This window comes from Amycolatopsis sp. NPDC058340 (genome assembly GCF_042723975.1).
Lineage (GTDB): Bacteria > Actinomycetota > Actinomycetes > Mycobacteriales > Pseudonocardiaceae > Amycolatopsis.
Window position 1 is genome coordinate 563,814 of the sequence record NZ_JBHXIB010000001.1, and the last position, 21,047, is coordinate 584,860.

The window sequence follows — 21,047 nt, forward strand, 5'->3', positions numbered from 1 at the left end:
ACATGGCGGAAGTCGCCGGCAAGCTGCGTGAGGTCTTCGTCGAGGCGCTGGACCTCGATGGCGATGTCGACGTGGAAAACCTGAAGTACCGCGACATCGAGGCCTGGGACTCGGTCGGTCACATGGCGCTGGTCGCGGCCATCGAGGACGAGTTCGATGTGGAATTCGACACCGACCAGGTGATCGACATGTCCAGCTTCAAGGTCGCCGTCGACATGGTGACCGACCTCCAGAACAAGTGATGCTGGAGGGCAAGGTCGCACTGGTCACCGGGGGTACCCGGGGGATCGGGCTGGCCACCGCGCGGGCGCTCGCCGAAGCGGGCGCCACCGTCGTGCTGACCGGCCGCGACGAGGCGAAGGCCAAGGAAGCGGCGGCCGCGGCGGGGGCCGCGAGCGGGCTCGCCCTGGACGTCACCGACGCCAAGGCCGTGTCGACGCTGGTCCGCGGGGTGGCCAAGGAGCACGGCAAGCTCGACATCGTGGTGGCCAACGCCGGGATCATGGAGGACGCGCTCCTCGGCATGATCCGCGAGGAACTGGTCGACACCACGCTGAGCACGAACGTCGCCGGCACGCTGCACACCGTCCAAGCCGCGGCGCGGGCGATGATGCGGAAGAAGACCGGCGCCATCGTGGTGCTGGCCTCGATCGTCGGCGAGCACGGAAGCGCCGGTCAGACGGTGTACGCGGCCTCGAAGGCGGCGGTGGCGAACATCGCCCGTTCGGCCGCGAAGGAGCTCGGCCGGTCCGGGATCCGGGTCAACGCGGTGGCGCCCGGCGTCATCGACACCGACCTGACCTCGGGCCTGACCGAAGACGCCAAGGCCGAGAACATCGGCAAGACCCCGCTCGGGCGCCTCGGGACGCCCGAGGACGTGGCGAACGCGATCCGGTTCCTCGTCAGTGATGACGCTTCGTTCATCACCGGGCAGGTGCTGGGCATCGACGGAGGCTTGGTTCTCTAATGACCCTTCTGGGTGTGGGTGCGCGACTGATCGACGTCACGAGCGGCAGGACGCTCGAGGGCGAGGAACTCGACACCGAGGTCACCCGCGTGGGTGCCGCGTTGTCGCTGCTGCCGCCGGGCGCGCTGTTCGCGCGCATGTCGGTGGACCTCTCCAGCGTCCTGAACTACCTCGGCGCGTTCGAGGCGGGCCGCGCGATCGCGCTGATCGACCCGGCGCTGGACGCCGACGTACTGGCGGGGCTCATCGAGCGTTTCCGCCCGGCCGCCGTGCTGTCCGCGCCGGACGCGCCCGCCCCCGAGGGGTACGGCGTCTCGGACGGCCACTGGGTCCGTGAGTCCGCCGAAGGTGTCGAGCCGCATCCGCATCTCGCGGTCCTGCTGCCGACCAGCGGTTCCACCGGCAACCCGAAGCTCGTCCGGCTTTCGCGTGGCGCTGTGTTCGCCAACGCCGACGCGATCGCCGAGGTGCTCGGCATCGACCGTCACGAGATCGCGCCGACCAGCCTCCCGCTGCACTACAGCTACGGCCTGTCCGTGCTGAACTCGCACCTCGTCCGCGGCGCGACCGTGGTCATCGAGCCCTCCGGCGTGCTCGGTCGCGGATTCTGGGACGCGGTCAACGAACACAAGGTCACCTCGCTCGCGGGGGTTCCGTACCACTACGAGATGCTGCGCCGCCTCAAGTTCGACCCGGCGAAGTATCCGACACTGCGCACGCTCACCCAGGCGGGCGGCAAGCTCCGCGACGATCTCGTCGCCCAGTTCAACGACAAGATCCGCGAGGTCGGCGGGCGGATGTTCGTCATGTACGGGCAGACCGAGGCCGCCCCGCGGATGACCACCGTCCCGGCGGAACGGCTCGCCGAGAAGCTCGGTTCGGCCGGGCCCGCGCTGCCCGGCGGCTCGTTCGCGATCCGGCGCGAGGACGGCTCCGAGACCACGCATCCGAAGATCGTCGGCGAGGTCGTCTACCGCGGGCCCAACGTGATGATGGGCTACGCCGAGGACGAGGCCGGGCTGGCCGCGGGCGACGAATACGGCGGCGTGCTGGCCACCGGCGACCTCGGCTACCTCGACGAGGACGGCTTCCTCTACATCACCGGACGCCTCAAGCGGATCGGCAAGGTCTTCGGCAACCGCATCAGCCTGGATGATCTCGAGCACGCCGTGCGTTCGGCATCGGTGGGGATCGACGTCGTGGCCGCCGTCCCGGCCGGGGACAAGGTCGTCCTGTTCGCCGAAGGCGCCGACAAGGACATCTGCAAGGACGCCGCGAAGGCGTTGTCCGAGCGGCTGCACCTGCACACGAGCGGGTTCGACGTCCGCCCCATCGACACCGTGCCGCTGCTGGCCAGCGGCAAGATCGACTACCGGTCGCTGGAGGCCCAGGTATGAGTGTGTTCACGCTTTCGCAGGCTGAGCGCGAGAAGCACTTGCTTCCGCAGCTCGCCGAACTGACCGCGCACCACCGCGAGAACTCCGAGGGCTACGAGCGCATCCTGTCGTCGCTCGGCATCGCGCGGGACGCGGAGTTCGCGTCCATCGCGGATCTGCCGTGGCTGCCGGTGCGGATGTTCAAGACGCACGACCTGCGCAGTATCCCCGAGTCCGAGATCTTCAAGACGCTGACCTCGTCGGGCACCACCGGCGCGGGCGCGTCCCGGATCTACCTGGACAAGGCCGCCGCGGGTGCGCAGACCAAGCAGCTCGGCGCCACGCTGCAGGAAGTCCTCGGTGGCGAGCGCCTGCCGATGCTGATGGTCGACACGATCGGCATCATCAAGAACCGCCGGTCGTTCTCCGCACGCGGCGCGGGCGTGCTGGGCATGGCGAACTTCGGCCGCAAGCACACCTACGTGCTCGACGAGAACGACCAGCCGGACGTCGAGGCGGTCAAGACGTTCCTGGCGACGTACGGCGACAAGCCGTTCCTGATCTTCGGCTTCACCTTCATGGTGTGGCAGTACCTGTACGAGGTCGCGCGTGAGCACAAGCTGGACCTCTCCAACGGGATCCTGATCCACTCCGGCGGCTGGAAGAAGCTGATCGACCGCGCGGTGGACAACACCGAGTTCCGCCGCCGGTTCAAAGAGGACACCGGGCTCACCCGGATCCACAACTACTACGGGATGATCGAGCAGATCGGCACCGTGTTCCTCGAAGGGCCGTCCGGGAACTCGTTGTACTGCCCCGATTTCGCCGACGTGGTGATCCGGAACCCGGAGACCTGGGAAGAGCAGCCGGTCGGCGAACCCGGCGTGATCGAGGTCGTCAGCACGCTGCCGCATTCGTACCCGGGCCACGTCCTGCTCACCGAGGACCTCGGTGTCTACAACGGGATCGACGACGGCGACTGGCCGGGCAAGCATTTCTCGGTCATGGGCAGGCTGCCCAAGGCCGAGGCCCGCGGCTGCTCGGACACCTTCCAGGGAGCGGCGGCATGAGCCTGAACCAGCGTTTTCCGCTCGGCGATGCGATCGAGGTCTCCTCGCTGGTCGAGGAGTTGCGGGCCGAGCCCGTCGGTGGGCGGCTTCGCGTCGGCGACCCGCGGGTCGTCGAGTTCCTGACGAAGTTCGCGCGCAAGCTGCTCGCGCCCGCGACGGCCCGCCGTTTCCCGGAGCTGGCGTCGCTCGGTTTCTTCCTGCGCAAAGGGGAGATCGCGAAGGCACTGTCCACTTTGGAGACTTCCGGGGACGCGCTGCGCTTTCCGCGCGGGCTGGTCTTCCACGTGCCGCCCGCCAACGTCGACACGATCTTCGTGTACTCGTGGGCACTTTCGGCGCTGGCGGGCAACCACAACGTCGTCCGCGTCTCCTCGCGTTCGGCCGGTGCCGCGGAAACGGTGCTGGAGGCGCTGAACGCCGCACTGTCCGAAGTGGACGCCGACACCGCCGCCGCGATCACCGCGACGCAGCGCATGGTCACCTACGACCGCAGCGACGCGATCAGCGGCGCGCTGTCGGTCGCCGCGGATCTGCGGGTGATCTGGGGCGGCGACGCCTCGGTCGCCGCGCTGCGCAAGTACCCGCTCGCCCCGCACGCGCGCGATCTGACCTTCCCGGACCGGTCGTCGTTCGCGGTCGCGTCGGTGCGCGGCTGGCAGAACGCCTCCGAGGCCGAGCGCCGCGGTGCTGCCGAGGGTTTCTACAACGACTCGTACTGGTTCGACCAGGCCGCCTGCTCGTCGCCACGCGCGGTGTTCTGGGTCGGCGACGAAGACGGCGCTCGCGAAGCCGGGCAGGAGTTCCGGAAGCTGCTCGCCGAGGTGCTGGCGACGAAACAGCACGTCACGGAGCCCGCCATGGCCGTGCAGAAGCGGGTCTCCGCGTACGGCGCGGCCGTCGACGGACTGGTGAACGGCATCGAGTTCCAGGGCAACGGCATCGCGACGCTGGAGCTGGCCGACCCCGCCGTCCTCCCGCGCGAGTGGCTCGGCGCGGGCACTTTCGCCAACGCGCGGGTCGACACGCTTTCCGACCTCGTCCCGATCGTGCTCCGCAAAGATCAAACCGTCGGTCAATTCGGCTTCAGCAAAGAAGAATTGACGGAATTCGTGACGGAATTGGCGGGGCGTGGCGTCGACCGTGTCGTTCCCTTCGGCTCGGCCCTGACGTTCTCCGCGATTTGGGACGGCTACGATCTGCTGACCGAGTTCAGCCGCTTGGTGACCGTACAGGCCTGACCTGCGGTGACGAGGTAACAGCAGAGGAGGTTCAGTGACGACGGTCGAAACGCCCGAAGAGGACACTTCGGTAACTGTAAAAGAGCCGAAATCCACGAAGGCGAAGATCCTCGACGTCGTCCGCTGGGTCGCCATCCTGCTGGTCGTCGGTTTCGCGGCGAAGACACTCGTCACCAATTGGGGTGAATTCTGGCGGACCTTGTCCGAGGTCGCGTGGGAATCGTCCACGTTGAGCCTGCTCGCGCTCATCGCCGCGATCATGGTGTCGACCTACGGCTGGCAGGTCATGGTCGACGACCTCGGCAAGCCGATCGGCTATGCCCGCGGCGCGCAGATCTGCCTCGTCGGCTCGCTCGGCAAATACGTGCCGGGTTCGGTGTGGGCGTACCTGCTGCAGATGGAGCTGGGCCGCAAGGCCGGGCTCGCCAGGGCCCGGATCTTCACCGGCTCGCTGATCCAGCTCGGCGTCGGCGTGGTGTCCGCGCTGGTCGTCTCGCTGCTCGCGGCGCCCGCGGTGTTCAGCAACAGCCCGCGGGCGCTGTGGCTGTTCGTGCTCATCCCCGTCGGGCTGGCGATGCTGCATCCGCGCGTGCTCACCTGGGGCACGTCGCTGGTGCTGCGGATCCTGCGCCGCCCGCCGCTGGACCACCGGCTGAGCTGGTCGGTCGTCGGGAAGGTCTTCGGCTCGTCGACGGCCGCCTGGGCGCTGCAGGGTGTGCACCTGTGGCTGCTGGCGAACTCCGTCGGCACGCCCGGGTTCAGCGGTTTCGTGCTGTGCGTCGGCGCGATGGCGGTCGCGATGACCGTCGGGACGTTCGCGTTCATCCTGCCCAGCGGGGTCGGCGTGCGCGAGGTCGCGCAGGTCGCCGTGCTCACCGCGTCGGGCCTCACCGTCGTCCAGGCGACGGCGTTCGCGATCGCCTCGCGGGTGATGTTCACCGTCGCCGACCTGATCACCGCCGGCGGTGCCGCCCTCTCGGCCCGCCTCGTCACTTCCCGCGTTTAGTCCTCTGAATGCGGTTCAGGCTCGCGCCGGGTTCGCGTGATCGGACGGACGACACACGTGACTGAGTGGACGACTCGCGTGGGGACCCGGCCGCGAGCGTGTCGTCCGTCCAATCACGCGTGTCGTCCGTCGGATCACGTGTGCCGTCCACTCACTCACGAACTCACGCCGCGTTTAGTCCTCTAAATGCGGTTCAGCCGGTAGATGACGGCGTCGGCGTTCCGGTACACCTCGGTCACGAAGTTCAGCCCGTCCAGATCGCGTAGGCCTGCCTGACGCGGAGCGCCCGTCGGATAGCCGTACTGCCCGAGGATCACCCACCGCACGTTCAGCCGCGCCACCGCGTCCCGCACCTGGGCGTTCGGCGGATACTCGCGGAAGTGCCACTCCAGCAACCGTGCGTCCGAAGGCGACAACGTCTCGTCGAAATGCCCAGAAGTCGTGCGGACGCCGGAGAGCGCGTACGTCCACACCGTCCCGTCCAGCCGGTCGTTCAGCGCGCGCTCACCGGGCTTCGCGAACTCGGCGAGCTTCTCCATCGCGACGACCTCGTCCGGGCTCACCGGCAGCTTGTGCGGGTCGACGCCGGGCGTGTTCGCGTAGCCGGGCGCGACCTTGTCCGCATTGGACGGCGCGTAGAAACCGTTGCTCAGGAAGGCGAACGCGCCGAACACCACCACCGCGACGGCGAACGCGGGCACCTTCCGGTGCGCGACGTTGTCCCGCAGCCACGCCTGCGTCTCGGCGAGACCGTGCGCCGCGATGATCGAGAGCGGGATCGCCGCCATCGACATGAACCGGTACGGGTCGTTCCACCACGGCCGGGACAGCGCCAGCACGAGCGGGTGCTCGGACGACGTCACCGCGATGTAGGCGAGCCCGGTGATCAACGCCGTGACGCCGATCCAGCGCAGCGCGCCCGCGCGCGAGAAGAAGATGAAGCCCAGCAACAACGCCACGGAAAGCCAGATCTGCGGATACGGCTCGTGATGCTGGAAGCCCAGCAGCGCGCCCAGCGCCGTCGTCGCCCGCCATTCGACCGGCCAGCTGCGGTAGGGCACCTCGCCGCTCGCGAGCCCGATCGCGCCGAACAGTTGCAGCCACGCCACCAGGATCGCGACGACCCCGACGATCGCCAGCGCACGCAGGTCCCGGCCGATCCGCCGCCACCGTTGTCCGGGCGCGACCCAGCGTTGCAGCAGGAGCGGGCCGGCGAACAGGATCGCGCCGAACAACGCCGACGAGTGCACGCACAGCAGCCCGACGGCGCTCACCAGCAGCACGAAGCCGGTGTCGGGCGCGGGACGGTCGAGGTACCGCTTCACCGCGACGGCGGCCAGCGGCGTCAGCGCGAGGCCGAGCAGGAACGGGAGCAAAGGTCCCCTGCTCATCGACTCGTACAGACCCATCACCGGCGCGATGGACACGAGGGCGACGGCGCCCGCGAACACCGCGCGCCCACGGAACACGCGCACCATCGTGACCAGCGACAACGCCAGCAGCGCTGGCAGCAGCGCGGTGTTCACGTCCAGGGCCAGCGGGATGGTCGCCGGGCTGAGCAGGTACACCACGGACGCGAGCAGGTGATACGCGTTGGGGTAGAACACCGGCGCCGCGTCGCCGTACCAGTTCACCTCGCCGGTGCCGAACAGGCTGCCGTCCCCGGTTTCGGCGATCTGCCGGACGCCGTTCGCGTGATACACCGCGTCGAACCCCTGCGGGATGGCGTCCAGCCTGCCCATCCCGCGCACCACGGCGTACATCCCGACGCCGGCCGCGAGCAGCAGGCACGCCCCGACGGCGAGATGCCCGGACCGTCCCCACAGCGGCTCTTCCGGCACGGGCGGCCACCGGCGCAGGGTGAGCCGCCGCAGGCCGAACGCGACACCGGCGAACAACACCGTCGCGATCGCGTAGGTCACCGGATTGAACGGCAGTCCGAGCGCGGCCGCCCACGGCCCGGCGAGACCGCCGATGGCGTAGCTCAGCAAGGGCGTCATCCCCGCGAGCACCCAGCCGCGCAGGCCGGCGGCGAGACCGGTGAGCAGACCGGGAAGGCCGATGACGAGCAGCGCGACGCCCACGGTGAGGACGTCGGCGAGCAGGGAGGTGTGGGTGGGCACGGGCTACCTCGGGTGGGGAATCCGCACAGAACCCCCGAGGTGCGGAACGGAATGGGAAGTCAGATTAACCACCCGGGACCGTTACCCGAAGGAGTCACATCCCGCCGGGGAAAACGGTGCGTCACTATCTACTCCGCGCACACACCGCTCGCCCATTCGTGTCAATTGACTGCGCCGAAAGAAACACCTTGCCGCGGTGATCGATACTTGACCGTAGTCTTTCGCGTACGGAGCGGCTCGGCCCGGGAGGGTGGGATCAGGTGGTGGTCGCGCTTGTCGTCGCCTGGTCCGCGGTCGCGATCTTCGTGCTGGTGGCCTGGCCCAGGATCGGCGCCGACAAGCGCTGGCGCGCCGCCGCGCTGATGCTGACCCTCGGTTTCTCGCTGGTGCACCAGCTGGTGTTTTCGACCATCGCGGAAGACGCGTACATCACCTTCCGTTACGCGCAGAACATCGCCGACGGCAATGGGCCGGTGTTCAACACCGGCGAGCGGATCGAGGGTTACACGAATTTCCTCTGGATGATCGTGATCGCGTTGCCGAAGGCCGCTTTCGGGGCCGATATCGAGGCCTCCGCGGTCGTGCTCGGCATTCTCGCCACGCTCGGCGCCGTCCTGCTCGCGTACGTGGCGGTGAACCGGGTGGTCGCGCGGGCCGTAGGCGAATCACAGCACGAGCCGCGGCCCGCGTACGGGGTGGCCGCCGCCGTGCTCGTCGCCGGAGCCGGAGGCCTCGCCGCGTACGGCGGCTCCGGTACCGAGACGCCCTTGTTCGTGCTGCTCGTGTTCGGCGTCTTCGCCGCGCTCGCGGCCCGGCGCCCGGTGGTCGCGGGGGTGCTCGTGGCCTTCGCGATGATGACGCGCCCATCGGGGGTCCTGCTGGCGGTGCTGGTCGGGTGCTGGCTGGTCGTGGCCGCCCTGCGCGGCCGGTACACGTGGTGGTCACCGGTGGGCTGGCTGCTCGGCGGGCTCGTGTTCGCCGCGCCCTGGACGGCCTGGCGGGTGACCTACTACGACCATGTCCTGCCGACCTCTGTCCTCCCCTTCGACCTCGACGTCCAGTCCCGGATCGGCCGCGGCTGGCAATACCTGTCGGGTTTCTCGGTGGTCCACCAAGGATTCCTGCTCCTCGGCCTGATCTCGGTGGTGGCGCTGTCGCTGCGCCGCACCGGCCGGACCCCGCACGAGGCCGAGGCCAGGTCGCTGACCTGGCTGATGCTCGCCACCGCCGTCGGGCTCACCGGTTTCGTGGTCTTCTTCGGCGGCGACGCCGGACCGGCCTGGCGATTGCTGGCGCCGATCCCGCCGCTGCTGTCGGTGGCGGCGGTGTCCGTCTACGGCGTGCTCGTCGCGACCGCGAAGCCGAGCCCCCGGCCGCGGCCACCGAGCATGCGGCTGATGCCCGCCGCCGCGGTGACGTTGTCCGGGCTCGCGGTGCTGGTGTCGGTGTTCAGTCCGGACATGCTGGGCCGGGTGCGGGCCTGGCACGACCACGGTGCGCAGATGGAGGAGATCGGGCGCTGGCTCGACGCCTACCTGCCGCCCGGTTCCGTCGTGAGCACGTCGGCGCCCGGTGTGCTGTCGTACCACGCCGGGACGCAGCTGCAGATCGTCGGTGTCCGGGGCCAGACGGAGGAGGTGGGCGAGGCCGTCGTCTCCCGGCGGCATCCGACGATCGCCGTCATCACCGACAGCGGCTATTCGGCGAAGCAATCCTGCGTGATCGACCCGGCGTACGCGGCGAGGTACCGCGTCGCGACCTTCGCGCGTGAAGGAACCTCGTCGTGGATCACCGTGTTCCTGCGGGCGGACGTCGAGCGGGTGGTCAGGTCGGCCCTCGACCGCTCACCCGATTTCCGCCACGTACCGTGCCCTGCGTGAGTGTCGTTTCCCCGAGCAGACCGGCAGCGCTCGAAACATCCTCGCGCCTGTTCGGCGTCGGCGTGTTCGCCGCCGCGCTCACCGTGCTCCTGGTCCGCTTTCTGGTGCCGAGGCCGGTCGCGATGGCCGACAACGGCGACGGTTTCCGCGTGCTGTGCGGCGCGGGCATCCCGTGGAAGGGCAAGCCGGAGGGTTTCGTCCACCTCGCCTACACCGTCCCGGCGGGCGAATGCGACGCCACCTACCTCCTGACCCAGAGCTGGTTCGCGCGGATCGCGCGGTCGATCGGCGGGCTGCTCGGCCTCGAATCGACGCTCAGCCTGGTGGTCCTCGGGGTGCTCACCAGCGTGCTCGCCGCCGCGGCGGTCGCGTTGATCGTCGTCGGACTGCCGTACTCGCGCCGAGTCCGCGGCTTCGCGGCCGTAGGGCTGCTGCTCGTCGTCGCGGACTCCGCGTTCTTCGGCTACTTCGCGTCCGTGCTGGGCGAAGGCGCCGCGTTCCTCGGTCTCCTGATCGCCGTCGGAGGCCTCCTGGTGTCCGCGAGGCCCGGCTGGTGGCGCTACGCGGGCTTGGCCGTGCTGCTCTTCGGTGGCGTGATCGCGGTCAACGCCAAGGTCCAGACGCTGATGATCCTGCCGTTGCTCGCGCTCGCCGCGCTCCTCGTTCGCCCCGAAGGCGTCCGCGGGCTGAGGCGCTGGCTTCCCGTGGTGTTCGTCATCGGCGCGCTCGCCGGGGGAACGGCCTACGCGCAGCAGACCGTCGAGCCCGCGAAGCTGCCCGACGGCTCCCTCGCCGCGCGGCCGGGCGACGATTCGCGTGAGATCAACATGTTCAACACGATCTTCTTGACCATTGTGGACGGTCGGCACGACACCGGAGCCGATCTCGCCGCGTTGGGGCTGCCCGCCTCGTTCGGCCAGTACGCGGGCAACGGCTGGTGGCATCCGAAACCCGCGACGCTGGATCCCGAGTACCCGAAGTACCGCGAACAGATCAGCAGGCGCAACGTCGTCGAGTACTTCGCGACGCATCCCTTCCGCACCGTCGAGATCCTGGACCGCGCGGCGGGCGATCTGCTCACCGCGCGGCCGCCCTACCTCGGCAGCTTCGACGAGTCGGCGGGTTTCGCCCCGGAAACGCAGGAATACCGCGTGCCGATCGTTTCGACCGTGACGAAACTGCTGGCCCCATTGGGGTTTTTCGCCCTGCTGCCGATATGGGCGCTGATCGCCTGGCGCGGCTGGCGGACCCGGCGCACCGCGGTGGGTGTCGTGCTGGGTTTCCTGCTCGCCGTCGCGGCCGGGCAGTTCGTGCTGGCGGCACTGGGCGACGGGCTGGAGAACGTCAAGCACCAGGTGATCGCGCTGTACTGCACGCTGCTCGGCGTCGTACTGGCCGCGGTGACTTTCGCCCGCTCGGAGTGATGTGACCTACGCGACCGTAGGTTGGTTACCCTACGGTAGCGTAACCTGAACGAATGGCTGAGCTCGTTTACCCGCCCGTCATCATGGCGGCGAAGTTGATGTTCCGGGTGCTGGACAACCGCATCCGGGTGGAGGGGACCGAGCACATCCCGTCGACGGGCGGGGCGGTCATCGCCTGCAACCACGTGAGCTATCTCGACTTCATCTTCTGCGGGCTGGGCGCGCAGCCGGCGAAACGCCTGGTCAGGTTCATGGCGAAGAAGGAGATCTTCAGCAACCGCGTCGCCGGACCGCTCATGCGCGGCATGCACCACATCTCCGTCGATCGCGGCGCCGGTCTCGCGTCGTATCGCGAAGCTGTCGAGCGCCTGAAGGCAGGGGAGGTCGTCGGTGTGTTCCCCGAAGCGACGATCAGCCGGTCGTTCACCGTGAAGGACATCAAGTCCGGCGCCGTCCGGATGGCCGCCGAGGCGGGTGTCCCGGTCGTGCCGATGGCGCTGTGGGGCACGCAGCGGCTGTGGACCAAGGGCCGCCCGAAGGATCTCACCAAACGCCACGTCCCGATCTCGATCCTCGTCGGCGAGCCGATGCACCCGAAGGCCGACGAAGACGCCGAAGTCCTTTCGAAAGACCTTCGCGTGCGGATGTCCGCGCTCGTGGACCGCGTCCAGGCCGGCTATCCGGAGAAGCCGGCCTCCGACGACGAGCGCTGGTGGCTGCCCGCGCACCTCGGCGGCACCGCGCCGACGCCGGAAGAGGCCGCGAAGCTCGACCGCGAAGGCCGCTAGCCCCGGTCGGCCGCCCGCCCTTCCGGTGCCCGGCCGCTCCGGTGTCGCGAAAGCCACTTTCGCGACGTTGAAGGTTGCGAAAGTGGCTTTCGCAACACGCCCTGCGGATGGTCGCGAGGGCCGCTAGCCCCGGTCGCCCGCCCGCACGGTGCCCGGCCGCTCCGGTGTCGCGAAAGCCACTTTCGCGACGCTAGATGTCCCGAAAGTGGCTTTCGCGACACCTCCCGGGGAGACGCAGCCGTTAGAACCAGCGCTCCAGCACCTGCGCGACACCGTCCTCGGAGTTCGGCCCCGTCACCTCGTCGGCGACGTCGAGGACGTAGCGGTGCCCGTTGGCCATCGCGACGCCGTGCCCGGCCCAGCCGAGCATCTCGACGTCGTTGGGCATGTCCCCGAACGCGATCACCCGCTCGGCCGGCACGCCGAGGCGCTCGGCGACCTCGGCCAGCCCGGTCGCCTTCGTGATGCCGTGCGCGGCGAGCTCGATCAGGCCGGTGTTGGTCGAGTAGGTGATGTCGACCGAATCGTCGAGCACCTCCCGCGCCGCCCGCGCCATCTCGTCGGAGTTCATCCCGCGCCTGCTGATCAGCAGTTTGATCGCCGGATGCCCGAGCACCTCGGCCCGCGGCGCCTCCGTGCCCTCGTGGTTGCCCCACGGATTGTGGTAGTCCGGCTCGATCACGAAATTGCGCATCTCCGGGTCGAGCGCGGACTCGCCGATCCGTTCCGCGGCGAAGCGGCAGCCGGGCAGGGCGTGATCAAGGGCACTCACGGTGTCGTGCAGCAGCGTCGGTTCCAGCAGGCCGTGGACCGCCACGATCCGGTCCGTCCCGATCTCGTACAGCACCGCGCCGTTCGCGCAGACCGCGTACCCGGTCAGGCCCAGCGGGTTCGCGATCGGGGCGATCCAACGCGGCGGACGGCCGCTGGCCAGCACGAACGGGACTCCGTCCTCGGCGATACGCCGGACGACGTCGATCGTGCGTTCGGACAGGACCTCCAGCGGGCCGAGCAGGGTGCCGTCGACGTCGGATGCGATCAAGAGGGGCTTTTCCACCGGCACATTGTCCCCGAAGATCCGCCCATCGGGCGAAGTGTCGACGGGCACCGCTACCTTGCCGGTGTGCGCGTAGGCATCGTGATCCTTCCGGAAGATCGTTGGTGGGCGGCCGAGCCGAAATGGCGGGCCGCCGAGGAATACGGCTTCGACCACGCTTGGACGTACGACCACCTCGGCTGGCGGACTCTCGTCGACGGCCCGTGGTTCAGTGCGATGCCAACGTTGACGGCGGCCGCGATGGTGACGTCGCGGATCAGACTCGGGACCTTCGTGGCTTCGCCGGTCGCCCGGCATCCCGTGCCGTTCACCCGCGAGCTGACCACCCTCGACGACATCTCCGACGGCCGTTTCATCCTCGGCGTGGGTGCGGGCGTCCCGGACACCCATTACGACGCCACCGTGCTCGACGGCCCCGAACTGTCGGTCAAACAGCGCACGGACCGTTTCGCCGAGTTCGTCGAATCGCTCGACGGCCTCTTGATGACCGACGGCTTCGACTTCGAGGGCGAGTACTACCGGGCCAAGGGCGCGCGGAACCTGCCGGGCTGCGTGCAGCGGCCGCGGCTGCCGTTCCTGGTGGCCGCGAACGGCCCCCGCACGATGACGCTCGCCGCGCGGTTCGGCGCGGGCTGGGCCACCACCGGCGTCAAGGCGGACACCCAGGACGAGTGGTGGAAGGGCGTCGCGGAACTCGTGAAGACCTTCGACGAGCGGCTCGACGTCGTGGGCCGGGACAAGGCGAGCGTGCAGCGGTTCCTGAGCCTCGACTCGGCGCCGGTCTTCTCCCTCGACAGCGTGGGCGCGTTCACCGACGCCGCCGGCCGGGCCGGTGAGCTCGGGTTCACCGACATCGTCACGCATTGGCCGCGGTCCGGCGACTACTACGTCGGCCGCGAGTCGACACTCGAAGCGGTCGCCGACGACGTACTCCCGGTACTCCAAGGCAGGAGTTCTTAGGCCGATCGGGTGAGGTTGGCGGGCCGGGTAAACCGGTTCCGCTCAGTAGTCGTCTGAAGGACAAGTACAGCGAGTGGGTGTGGCCGAAGACGGCTACCCCTCATGGGTCACCCCGGGGGTGAATGGGGGACGAAAGGCTCGCGTGGTCGCGGCAGGGGCAGTCCGCGACCACGCGAGCCTTTTATCTCGTGAGTGGCAAGGACGGTTAGAACCGTCCTTGCCACTCACGAGGCCGTCAGCGCGTCAGTGTGTAGATCGAGGCACCCGCGTTGGAGAAGTCCTTCCGCAGGAAGTCCAGCCCGTCCAGGTCCCGCAGCCCCGGCGCCGGCGGTTCGCCGATCTTGATCGGCGTGCTCCCGATCAGCACGTGCTTGATGTTCAGCCGCCGCACCGCGGCCCGCACCTCGGGGTCGGTGTCGTAGTCGCGGAAGTGCAGCGCCAGGTACTTCGCGTCCGGCGGCGGCACGCCCGGGTCGTAGTGCCCGGCGACCGGGTGGATACCGGTGATCGCGTACAGCCAGGCCGTGCCGTCGAAGCGCTCGTTGAGCACCTTCTCGTCCGGCCCGATGTTCATCTTGGTCAGCTCGTTCATCGCGGCCAGCTCGTCGGCGCTGACCGGCGGCGTGACCTCGCCCTCGGGCCCGTTGTAGTACAGGAACGACACCGCGTGCGCGTTCGACTCGGTGTAGAAACCCTTGGTCAGCACGGCGGAGGCGGCCACGACGAACACGGCGGTCGCCAGCCCCAGCCGGGCGGGCAGCGCGGGACGGCTCTTGACCCACGACCGTCCGCTCGCCCATTTCGCGAACCAGCGCTGCAGCTCCGCCATCCCGTGCCCGGCGAGCAGGCACAGCGGGATCGCGGCGAGCGCCATCAGGCGGTAGCGGTCGTTCCACCAGGGCCGCGACAGCGAGATCACCCACGGTTCGGCGCCGAACGAGGCGACCAGCACGAACAGCGCCGAGAAGCCGATCGCCGAAAGCCCCACCCAGCGCATCCGCCCGAGCCGGAACAGGCCCAGCACGCCGATCACCAGCAGCACCGTCAGCCACACCTGCGGAGCGCTGAGCACCTGCCGGAAGGTCACCAGCAGTCCCAGCGACTTCAGCACCGGCAGATCCGAACCCCACGCGTAATAAGGGTATGAACCCGAAGTGAATTTCAGGGCGCCGAGGATATGCGGCGCCGCGAGCAGCGCGCTCCCCGCCATCACCGGCACCATCTTGACGACGTCGCCGCCGATGACCCGCCAGCCGCCGCGGCCCTCGGGCACCCCGTCGAGCGGTTTGTGCCGCAGCGCGCGGTACCAGCGCTGCACCACCAGCGGGAAGGCGAACAGCAGCGCGCCGAACAGCGCCGACGAATGCGCCGCCAGCAGGCCGACCGCGGTCAGCGCGAGCACGTAGCCGGTGTCGAGGCCTGGCCGCGCGAGGAAACGGGCCAGCGCGACCACGGCCAGCGGCGTCAGCACGATCCCCAGCGCGAACGGCAGCAACCCGCTGGACACCGACTCGTACGCGCCGGTGGTGGCCGCCGCGGCCACCAGTGCCGTGCAACCCGCGAACACCGCCCGCCCGCCGAGCTGGCGGATCAGGGCGACCATCGACAGCGCGAAGATCCCGGCGACCGGCATGGTGATGGCGTTCAGCGTGACCGGGATCGTCGTACCCGAGATCGAGTACACCAGAGAGCCGACCAGGTGATACGCGTTCGGGTAGAACGAGCCGTCCGGATACCAGTTGATGGTGCCCATACCGGTCAGCGAGCCGTCGCCGGTCTCGGCGATGTAGCGGATGCCGTTCGCGTGGAACACGGTGTCCCAGCGCTGGAACACCGCCGTCGTGCCGCCGCGGGCGGAGAGCACCACGAGGATCGAGATGCCGACGGCCAGCGCGACGCAGGCCGCGACCGCGTAGTGCGCGCGCGGGTGCCACTTCGTCGGCGGCTCCTCGGCGCCCTGCTTGATCCAGCCGCGGCTCTGCCCGAGCTTGCGCAGGCCGAAGCCGAGCCCGGCGAGGACGGCCGTGACGCCCGCCACGGTCAGGGGGTTGTACGACACGCCCGCGAGTGCCAGCCACGGACCGGCCAGTCCGGTTACCGTGTAGGACAGCAACGGGGCCAGGCCCGCCAGGGCCCAGCCACGCAGGCCCGCGGCCCGGCCGACGATCCCGCCGGGGACCGCCAGGACGGCCAGGTAGGTGACGGTCGCACCGAAGTACGACCAGAAGGTGTCCGGAGTAGGCACTGCTTCCTAAATGTGTCTGTCGAAGGTGAAAACCGGTGCTCGGTGCAGGGCGCGGAGTCGACGTGCGTACCCTCGACGCCCGTGAGCGCGCACACGAACCCCGACAAGATTACTGAAGCCGATTTCACCGGCTACGACCTCATCGTGGTCGGCTCCGGATTCTTCGGGCTGACCGTCGCCGAACGGGCCGCGGCCGAGCTCGGCAAGAAGGTCCTCGTGCTGGAGCGGCGCCACCACATCGGTGGCAACGCCTACTCCGAGGCCGAGCCCGAAACCGGGATCGAGGTGCACCGCTACGGTGCGCACCTGTTCCACACCTCCAACAAGCGTGTGTGGGAGTACGTCAACCGCTTCACCGAGTTCACCGGCTACCAGCACCGGGTCTTCGCCAAGGTCAAGGACCAGGTCTACTCCTTCCCGATGAACCTGGGCCTGATCAACCAGTTCTTCGGCAAGTCGCACACGCCCGACGAGGCCCGCGAGCTGATCGCCAAGCAGGCGTCGGAGTTCGAGACCGCGAACGCGCAGAACCTCGAAGAGAAGGCGATCTCGCTGGTCGGCCGCCCGCTGTACGAGGCGTTCATCCGCGGCTACACGGCCAAGCAGTGGGAGAACGACCCGAAGAACCTCGGCGCCGACATCATCACCCGGCTCCCGGTCCGCTACACCTTCGACAACCGCTACTTCAACGACACCTACGAGGGTCTGCCGGTCAACGGCTACACCGCGTGGCTCGAGAAGATGGCGGAGCACGAGAACATCGAGGTGCGGCTGAACGTCGACTACTTCGACGTCCGCGAGCACATCCCGGCAGGCACCCCGACCGTCTACACCGGGCCGCTGGACCGCTACTTCGGCTACTCCGCGGGCCGCTTCACCTGGCGCACCGTGGACTTCGAATCCGAGGTCGTCGAGACGGGCGACTTCCAGGGCACCTCGGTGGTCAACTACAACGACGAAGAAGTGCCCTACACCCGGATCATCGAGTTCCGGCACTTCCACCCGGAGCGCAAGCACTACCCGAACGACAAGTCGGTCGTCTTCCGCGAGTACTCCCGGTTCGCCGGCGAGGAGGACGAGCCGTACTACCCGATCAACACCCCGGAGAACCGCGAGAAGCTCGAGGCCTACCGCGAGCTGGCGAAGGCCGAGGCCAAGGACAAGAACGTGCTGTTCGGTGGCCGTCTCGGTACCTACAAGTACCTCGACATGCACATGGCCATCGGCTCGGCGCTGACCGCGTTCGACAACAAGATCGCGCCGCACCTGACCGATGGCGCGCCTCTCGACGGGTCCCTCGATGCTTGAGAAGGGCGCTCCCACCGGCGAGGTGGCCGTTCTCGCGAAGGCTCAGGGCGTCCTGAAGAGTGACGTCACGGTGAAGGCGGCACGCGGTCTTTCGCACTTCGGCGAGCACAGCGCGGGCTGGTTCGCGCTGGGGCTCGTCGGGGCCGCTGTCGACAAGAAGCGCCGCAAGGACTGGCTGGTCGCGGCGGCGGGCGTCGTCGGCGCGCACGCCGCGTCCATCGCGGTGAAACGCGTGGTCAGGCGGCCGCGACCGGACCACCCGAGTGTCGAGGTCCTGGTCTCCACGCCGAGCAAGCTGAGCTTCCCGTCCTCGCACGCGACCTCCACTACGGCGGCGGCGGTGCTCTACTCCGGATTGACCGGGCGTAACCTGGTCCCGGCCCTGGTACCGCCGATGCTGGCCTCCCGGCTCGTGCTCGGCGTCCACTACCCGACCGACGTTCTGGCCGGAGCGGCCCTTGGGGGCGTAGTCGGCGGCTTGATACGTAGGAAGCTGAAGCGACGATGAGTGAAACGACCGAGAAGGCCGATTCCAAGCCTGACGACGTAGAACCCGTGGCCGAGGCCGCCGAGCCGAAGAAGGTCGCCGGCGGTCTCGTCGGCGGCATCATCAAGACGGCACGCCCGCGCCAGTGGGTGAAGAACGTGCTGGTGTTCGCGGCACCGTTCTTCGCCTTTTCGAAGTCGACGGACCGGACCGGCCTGCTGATCGCCGCGCTGATCGCCTTCGCGGCGTTCTCGCTGGTGGCCTCCTCGGTCTATCTCATCAACGACGCGATCGACGTCGAGGCCGACCGGGCGCACCCGACCAAGCGGAACCGGCCGATCGCGGCCGGGATCGTGCCGGTGCCGGTGGCGTTCGTCGCGGCGGGCGTGTTCTTCGCCGCCGGCCTCGGCATCTCGTTCTTCGCCAGCTGGCAGCTCGCGGTCGTGCTGGCGGTCTACGAGGCCGTCCAGCTCGGCTACTGCTTCGGGCTCAAGCACCAGCCGGTGGTCGATCTGGCCATCGTCGGCTCGGGCTTCCTGATGCGGTCGATCGCCGGTGGTGTGGCCGCGGGTATCGCGCTTTCGCAGTGGTTCCTGCTGGTCACCGCGTTCGGCTCGCTGTTCATGGTGGCGGGCAAGCGCTACGCCGAGATCATGCTCTTCGAACGCACCGGGGCGAAGATCCGGTCTTCGCTCAAGAAGTACTCGGCGAGCTACCTGCGGTTCGTCTGGGCGACGTCCGCGGCGATCCTGATCATGTCCTACTGCCTGTGGGCGTTCGAGATCCGCCAGGTCGAGCACGACTCGGTCTGGGCGGTCGTCTCGATGGTCCCGTTCGTGGTGGCCGTCCTGCGCTACGCCGTCGACGTCGACGGCGGCAACGCGGGCGAGCCGGAGGAGATCGCGCTCAAGGACCGCGTCCTCCAGGTGCTCGGCGCGAGCTGGGTGATCACGCTGTTCCTGTCGTTCTATCTCTGATTCGACAGCTCACGCACAGCGCATCCATAGGAAGCGCACGCATCCTCGGTGATGGGAGCGGGCACGACGCCCGCTCCCATCGAATCGAGGAGCGAAAGATGAGCGACCCGCAGCGGCCGTCCGAAGACGAGGACAAGACGGTCGAGCAGCCAGCCGACGGGAAACCCGCCGAGACCCCGGCCGCCGCCCCCGCGGGCCCGCCGCCGGGCTGGGTCCCGGCGCAGCAGGCTCCGCCCGCGAAGGGCGGTTTCCGCCGCTTCGCCGGGCACCGCGCGACGCAGCTGGTCGCGGTCGGCGTACTCGGCTTCGTCCTCGGCGGCGGGATCATCGGCACCGCCGTCGGCCTGGCCTCCCGCGACGGCGACCGGCCCGGTTTCTCCCGTGAACACCGTGGTCCGGGCGGCCATGGCATGGATCGCGACTTCCGCGACGGCCCCGATTGGCGTGACCAGCGCCACGGCGGGTAGATAACGGAATCATCACGCCGCCGTGTACGGTGTTCGTGATGCGAAGCGCCTCCGCTGATCTGCCCCAGGCTTCCGGTGCGCTGCCGGGAGCCGCCGTCCTTACCCGTCCCTGGGTGCTCCCGGCCGGGGCGGCGGTGGCGTCGGCCCTGGTGTTCGTGCTGGTCAGCGGGCATTTGATCGACGACACGTACATCACGCTCTCGTACGCGAAGAACCTCGCCTTCCACGGCCACTGGGGCCTGATCGAAGAAGGCACCGCCAACACCGCGACGTCGCCGCTGAACGTCCTCGTGCTGGCTCTCGTCACCTTCATCGTGCGAGACGCCGTCTTCGCCGCCGGGATCGTCTTCGTCGCGAGCCAGGTGGCGCTCGTCCTCGGGCTCCGCCGCATCGGCGCCGCGACCGGTCTTTCGGGCTGGTTCGCCCCGCTGGCGCTGGGCCTGCTGCTGGTGAATCCGCTGCTGCTGTCCTCGGTCGGCCTTGAAGTCGCCCTCGGCGCGGCGGCCGTCGTCTGGTCGATGGTGTTCCTGCACGAACGACGGCCCGCCGCGGCGGGCGCGGTGATCGGCCTGATCGCGCTGATCCGGATCGATCTGCTGCTGATCGCGTTCGTCCTGTTCCTGGGCCGCCGCGAATTCTGGACGGGGATCTGGCGGATGACGTTCGCCGCGCTCGCGGTGATGCTGCCGTGGTTCGTGTTCAGCTGGCTGGTGCTGGGTTCGGCGGTGCCGGACACCCTGGTCATCAAGATCATGCAGCGTTCGTGGGGGCCGTTCAGTTTCACCAACGGCCCGCTGCTGTACTGGCGCAACTTCCCGGTGGCGGCGACACTTTCCTTTCTGCCGCTCGTGATCGGCGCGCTCGCCGGTCTACTGTGGACATTCCACTTCCGGCGCGGCTCGGAGCGGGCGAAGCGTCTGCTGCCGTTCGCGACCCTCGCCATCGCAGGCGCGGCGCACTATCTGGCCTACTGCTGGCTGAACGTGCCGCCCTACCACTGGTACTACGCGCCCAGCATCATCGGCGCGACGGTCTTCCTCGCCGCGGCGGCCTGCGCGGTGCCCGGCCGGGCCCGGCTCGGAACGGGAATCCTGGCGGGCGCGTTCCTGCTGACGAGCGCGGTCGCCTACGCGGCTCCCGAACTGCCGCGCCGGTTCGCGCCCATCACCAGCAACCACGCCGCGTCGGACGAATATCGTGCGATCGGCGTCCAGCTGGCGGAATTGACCAAGGGCCGCAAGGTGGAGAGCGCCGGTGAGGTCGGCGCGCTCGCCTACTCGTGCGATTGCGACATCGTCGACCAGTTCTCCGACCGCGGCTCCGTCGATCCGGCGATCATCGAGACGAAGAACCGCAGCAGCGATCTCGGCAAGGCGCTGCTGGCGGCGAACTTCCGGTTCTTCGACCACAGCGTCCCGCCCGCGACCCCGGATCTGGTGCTGGCCACCACCAGCAAGGCCCCGCCCGCGAACGCGCTGGCGTCCTGGACGATCCACTCGCCGTGGATGGGCACGCAAAGCCTGTACCTGCTCCCGGCCCGCTGACGGGCTGAAGGGGACTTTCCCCTCGTCTCACGCGGCGAAGGGGGGGGTGAACCCGGCGGGTTCGGGGGAAGCGCCCGACCGCGCGGGGTGGGGAGATAGGGACGATGCCGAAGAAAGGCCGGGGGGTGTG

General features: G+C 69.0%; 18 protein-coding genes. 15 read left to right on the forward strand and 3 right to left on the reverse strand.

The window, feature by feature from the left end; translation table 11 throughout:
* Positions 1-2: 2 nt before the first annotated feature.
* Genes ACFWIW_RS02730 through ACFWIW_RS02755 form a run of 6 tightly spaced genes read left to right on the forward strand, consistent with a single transcriptional unit; the run spans position 3 to position 5,657 of the window.
* Positions 3-242 (forward strand): acyl carrier protein, encoded by a 240-nt coding sequence (locus tag ACFWIW_RS02730; RefSeq protein WP_061980346.1) that lies wholly within the window; start codon positions 3-5, stop codon positions 240-242.
* A complete protein-coding gene (locus tag ACFWIW_RS02735; protein ID WP_073846042.1) occupies positions 242-967 on the forward strand; it encodes an SDR family NAD(P)-dependent oxidoreductase in 726 nt (241 codons plus the stop codon). The genes ACFWIW_RS02730 and ACFWIW_RS02735 overlap by 1 nt, the downstream gene beginning before the upstream one ends.
* Positions 967-2,364 carry an AMP-binding protein gene (locus ACFWIW_RS02740; RefSeq protein ID WP_378366789.1) on the forward strand — a complete coding sequence of 466 codons (1,398 nt, stop codon included), beginning with the start codon at positions 967-969 and terminating at the stop codon, positions 2,362-2,364. The genes ACFWIW_RS02735 and ACFWIW_RS02740 overlap by 1 nt, the downstream gene beginning before the upstream one ends.
* Positions 2,361-3,413, forward strand: coding sequence for an acyl-protein synthetase (locus tag ACFWIW_RS02745; protein WP_125790504.1), 1,053 nt, complete (start codon positions 2,361-2,363; stop codon positions 3,411-3,413). Before ACFWIW_RS02740 ends, ACFWIW_RS02745 begins: the two co-directional genes overlap by 4 nt.
* Positions 3,410-4,651, forward strand: coding sequence for an acyl-CoA reductase (locus tag ACFWIW_RS02750; protein ID WP_378366790.1), 1,242 nt, complete (start codon positions 3,410-3,412; stop codon positions 4,649-4,651). Before ACFWIW_RS02745 ends, ACFWIW_RS02750 begins: the two co-directional genes overlap by 4 nt.
* A gap of 34 nt (positions 4,652-4,685) precedes the next feature.
* Positions 4,686-5,657, forward strand: a complete 972-nt coding sequence (locus ACFWIW_RS02755; RefSeq protein ID WP_240596188.1) for a lysylphosphatidylglycerol synthase transmembrane domain-containing protein — start codon at positions 4,686-4,688, stop codon at positions 5,655-5,657.
* A 182-nt stretch (positions 5,658-5,839) separates the two neighbouring features.
* Here ACFWIW_RS02755 and ACFWIW_RS02760 read toward each other — a convergent pair whose 3' ends face one another.
* Positions 5,840-7,780, reverse strand: a complete 1,941-nt coding sequence (locus ACFWIW_RS02760) for a DUF6541 family protein (protein WP_378366791.1) — start codon at positions 7,778-7,780, stop codon at positions 5,840-5,842.
* A gap of 260 nt (positions 7,781-8,040) precedes the next feature.
* Here ACFWIW_RS02760 and ACFWIW_RS02765 point away from each other — a divergent pair, with 260 nt between their 5' ends.
* From ACFWIW_RS02765 to ACFWIW_RS02775, 3 genes are read left to right on the forward strand one after another with little or no spacing between them, the layout of a single operon-like run.
* Positions 8,041-9,660, forward strand: coding sequence for a hypothetical protein (locus tag ACFWIW_RS02765; protein WP_378366792.1), 1,620 nt, complete (start codon positions 8,041-8,043; stop codon positions 9,658-9,660).
* On the forward strand, positions 9,657-11,084 hold the full coding sequence (locus ACFWIW_RS02770; RefSeq protein WP_378366793.1) for a hypothetical protein: 1,428 nt from the start codon (positions 9,657-9,659) through the stop codon (positions 11,082-11,084). The genes ACFWIW_RS02765 and ACFWIW_RS02770 overlap by 4 nt, the downstream gene beginning before the upstream one ends.
* Positions 11,085-11,137: 53 nt before the next feature.
* Positions 11,138-11,872, forward strand: a complete 735-nt coding sequence (locus ACFWIW_RS02775; RefSeq protein ID WP_073846049.1) for a 1-acyl-sn-glycerol-3-phosphate acyltransferase — start codon at positions 11,138-11,140, stop codon at positions 11,870-11,872.
* 241 nt (positions 11,873-12,113) lie between these two features.
* On the opposite strand, the gene ACFWIW_RS02780 is transcribed toward ACFWIW_RS02775, so the two are convergent.
* Entirely contained in the window at positions 12,114-12,929 is an 816-nt protein-coding gene (locus ACFWIW_RS02780; RefSeq protein WP_378366794.1) for an HAD family hydrolase, read from the reverse strand.
* Between the two features lie 66 nt (positions 12,930-12,995).
* Between ACFWIW_RS02780 and ACFWIW_RS02785 the strand changes: the two genes are divergently transcribed.
* A complete protein-coding gene (locus tag ACFWIW_RS02785) occupies positions 12,996-13,889 on the forward strand; it encodes an LLM class flavin-dependent oxidoreductase (protein WP_378366795.1) in 894 nt (297 codons plus the stop codon).
* Between the two features lie 235 nt (positions 13,890-14,124).
* Here ACFWIW_RS02785 and ACFWIW_RS02790 read toward each other — a convergent pair whose 3' ends face one another.
* Complete coding sequence (locus ACFWIW_RS02790; protein WP_378366796.1) at positions 14,125-16,134, reverse strand: DUF6541 family protein; 2,010 nt, start codon at positions 16,132-16,134, stop codon at positions 14,125-14,127.
* An 81-nt stretch (positions 16,135-16,215) separates the two neighbouring features.
* Here ACFWIW_RS02790 and glf point away from each other — a divergent pair, with 81 nt between their 5' ends.
* From glf to ACFWIW_RS02815, 5 genes are all read left to right on the forward strand, one after another.
* A complete protein-coding gene (gene glf, locus ACFWIW_RS02795) occupies positions 16,216-17,442 on the forward strand; it encodes a UDP-galactopyranose mutase (protein WP_240596182.1) in 1,227 nt (408 codons plus the stop codon).
* Entirely contained in the window at positions 17,435-17,950 is a 516-nt protein-coding gene (locus tag ACFWIW_RS02800) for a phosphatase PAP2 family protein (protein WP_037333445.1), read from the forward strand. Before glf ends, ACFWIW_RS02800 begins: the two co-directional genes overlap by 8 nt.
* Positions 17,947-18,906, forward strand: a complete 960-nt coding sequence (locus tag ACFWIW_RS02805) for a decaprenyl-phosphate phosphoribosyltransferase (RefSeq protein ID WP_125686662.1) — start codon at positions 17,947-17,949, stop codon at positions 18,904-18,906. The genes ACFWIW_RS02800 and ACFWIW_RS02805 overlap by 4 nt, the downstream gene beginning before the upstream one ends.
* A 98-nt stretch (positions 18,907-19,004) precedes the next feature.
* The gene (locus tag ACFWIW_RS02810; protein ID WP_378366797.1) at positions 19,005-19,373 is read left to right on the forward strand and encodes a hypothetical protein; all 369 of its coding nucleotides are present in this window, start codon (positions 19,005-19,007) and stop codon (positions 19,371-19,373) included.
* 38 nt (positions 19,374-19,411) lie between these two features.
* Entirely contained in the window at positions 19,412-20,917 is a 1,506-nt protein-coding gene (locus tag ACFWIW_RS02815) for a hypothetical protein (protein ID WP_378366798.1), read from the forward strand.
* The last annotated feature ends 130 nt before the right edge of the window (positions 20,918-21,047 follow it).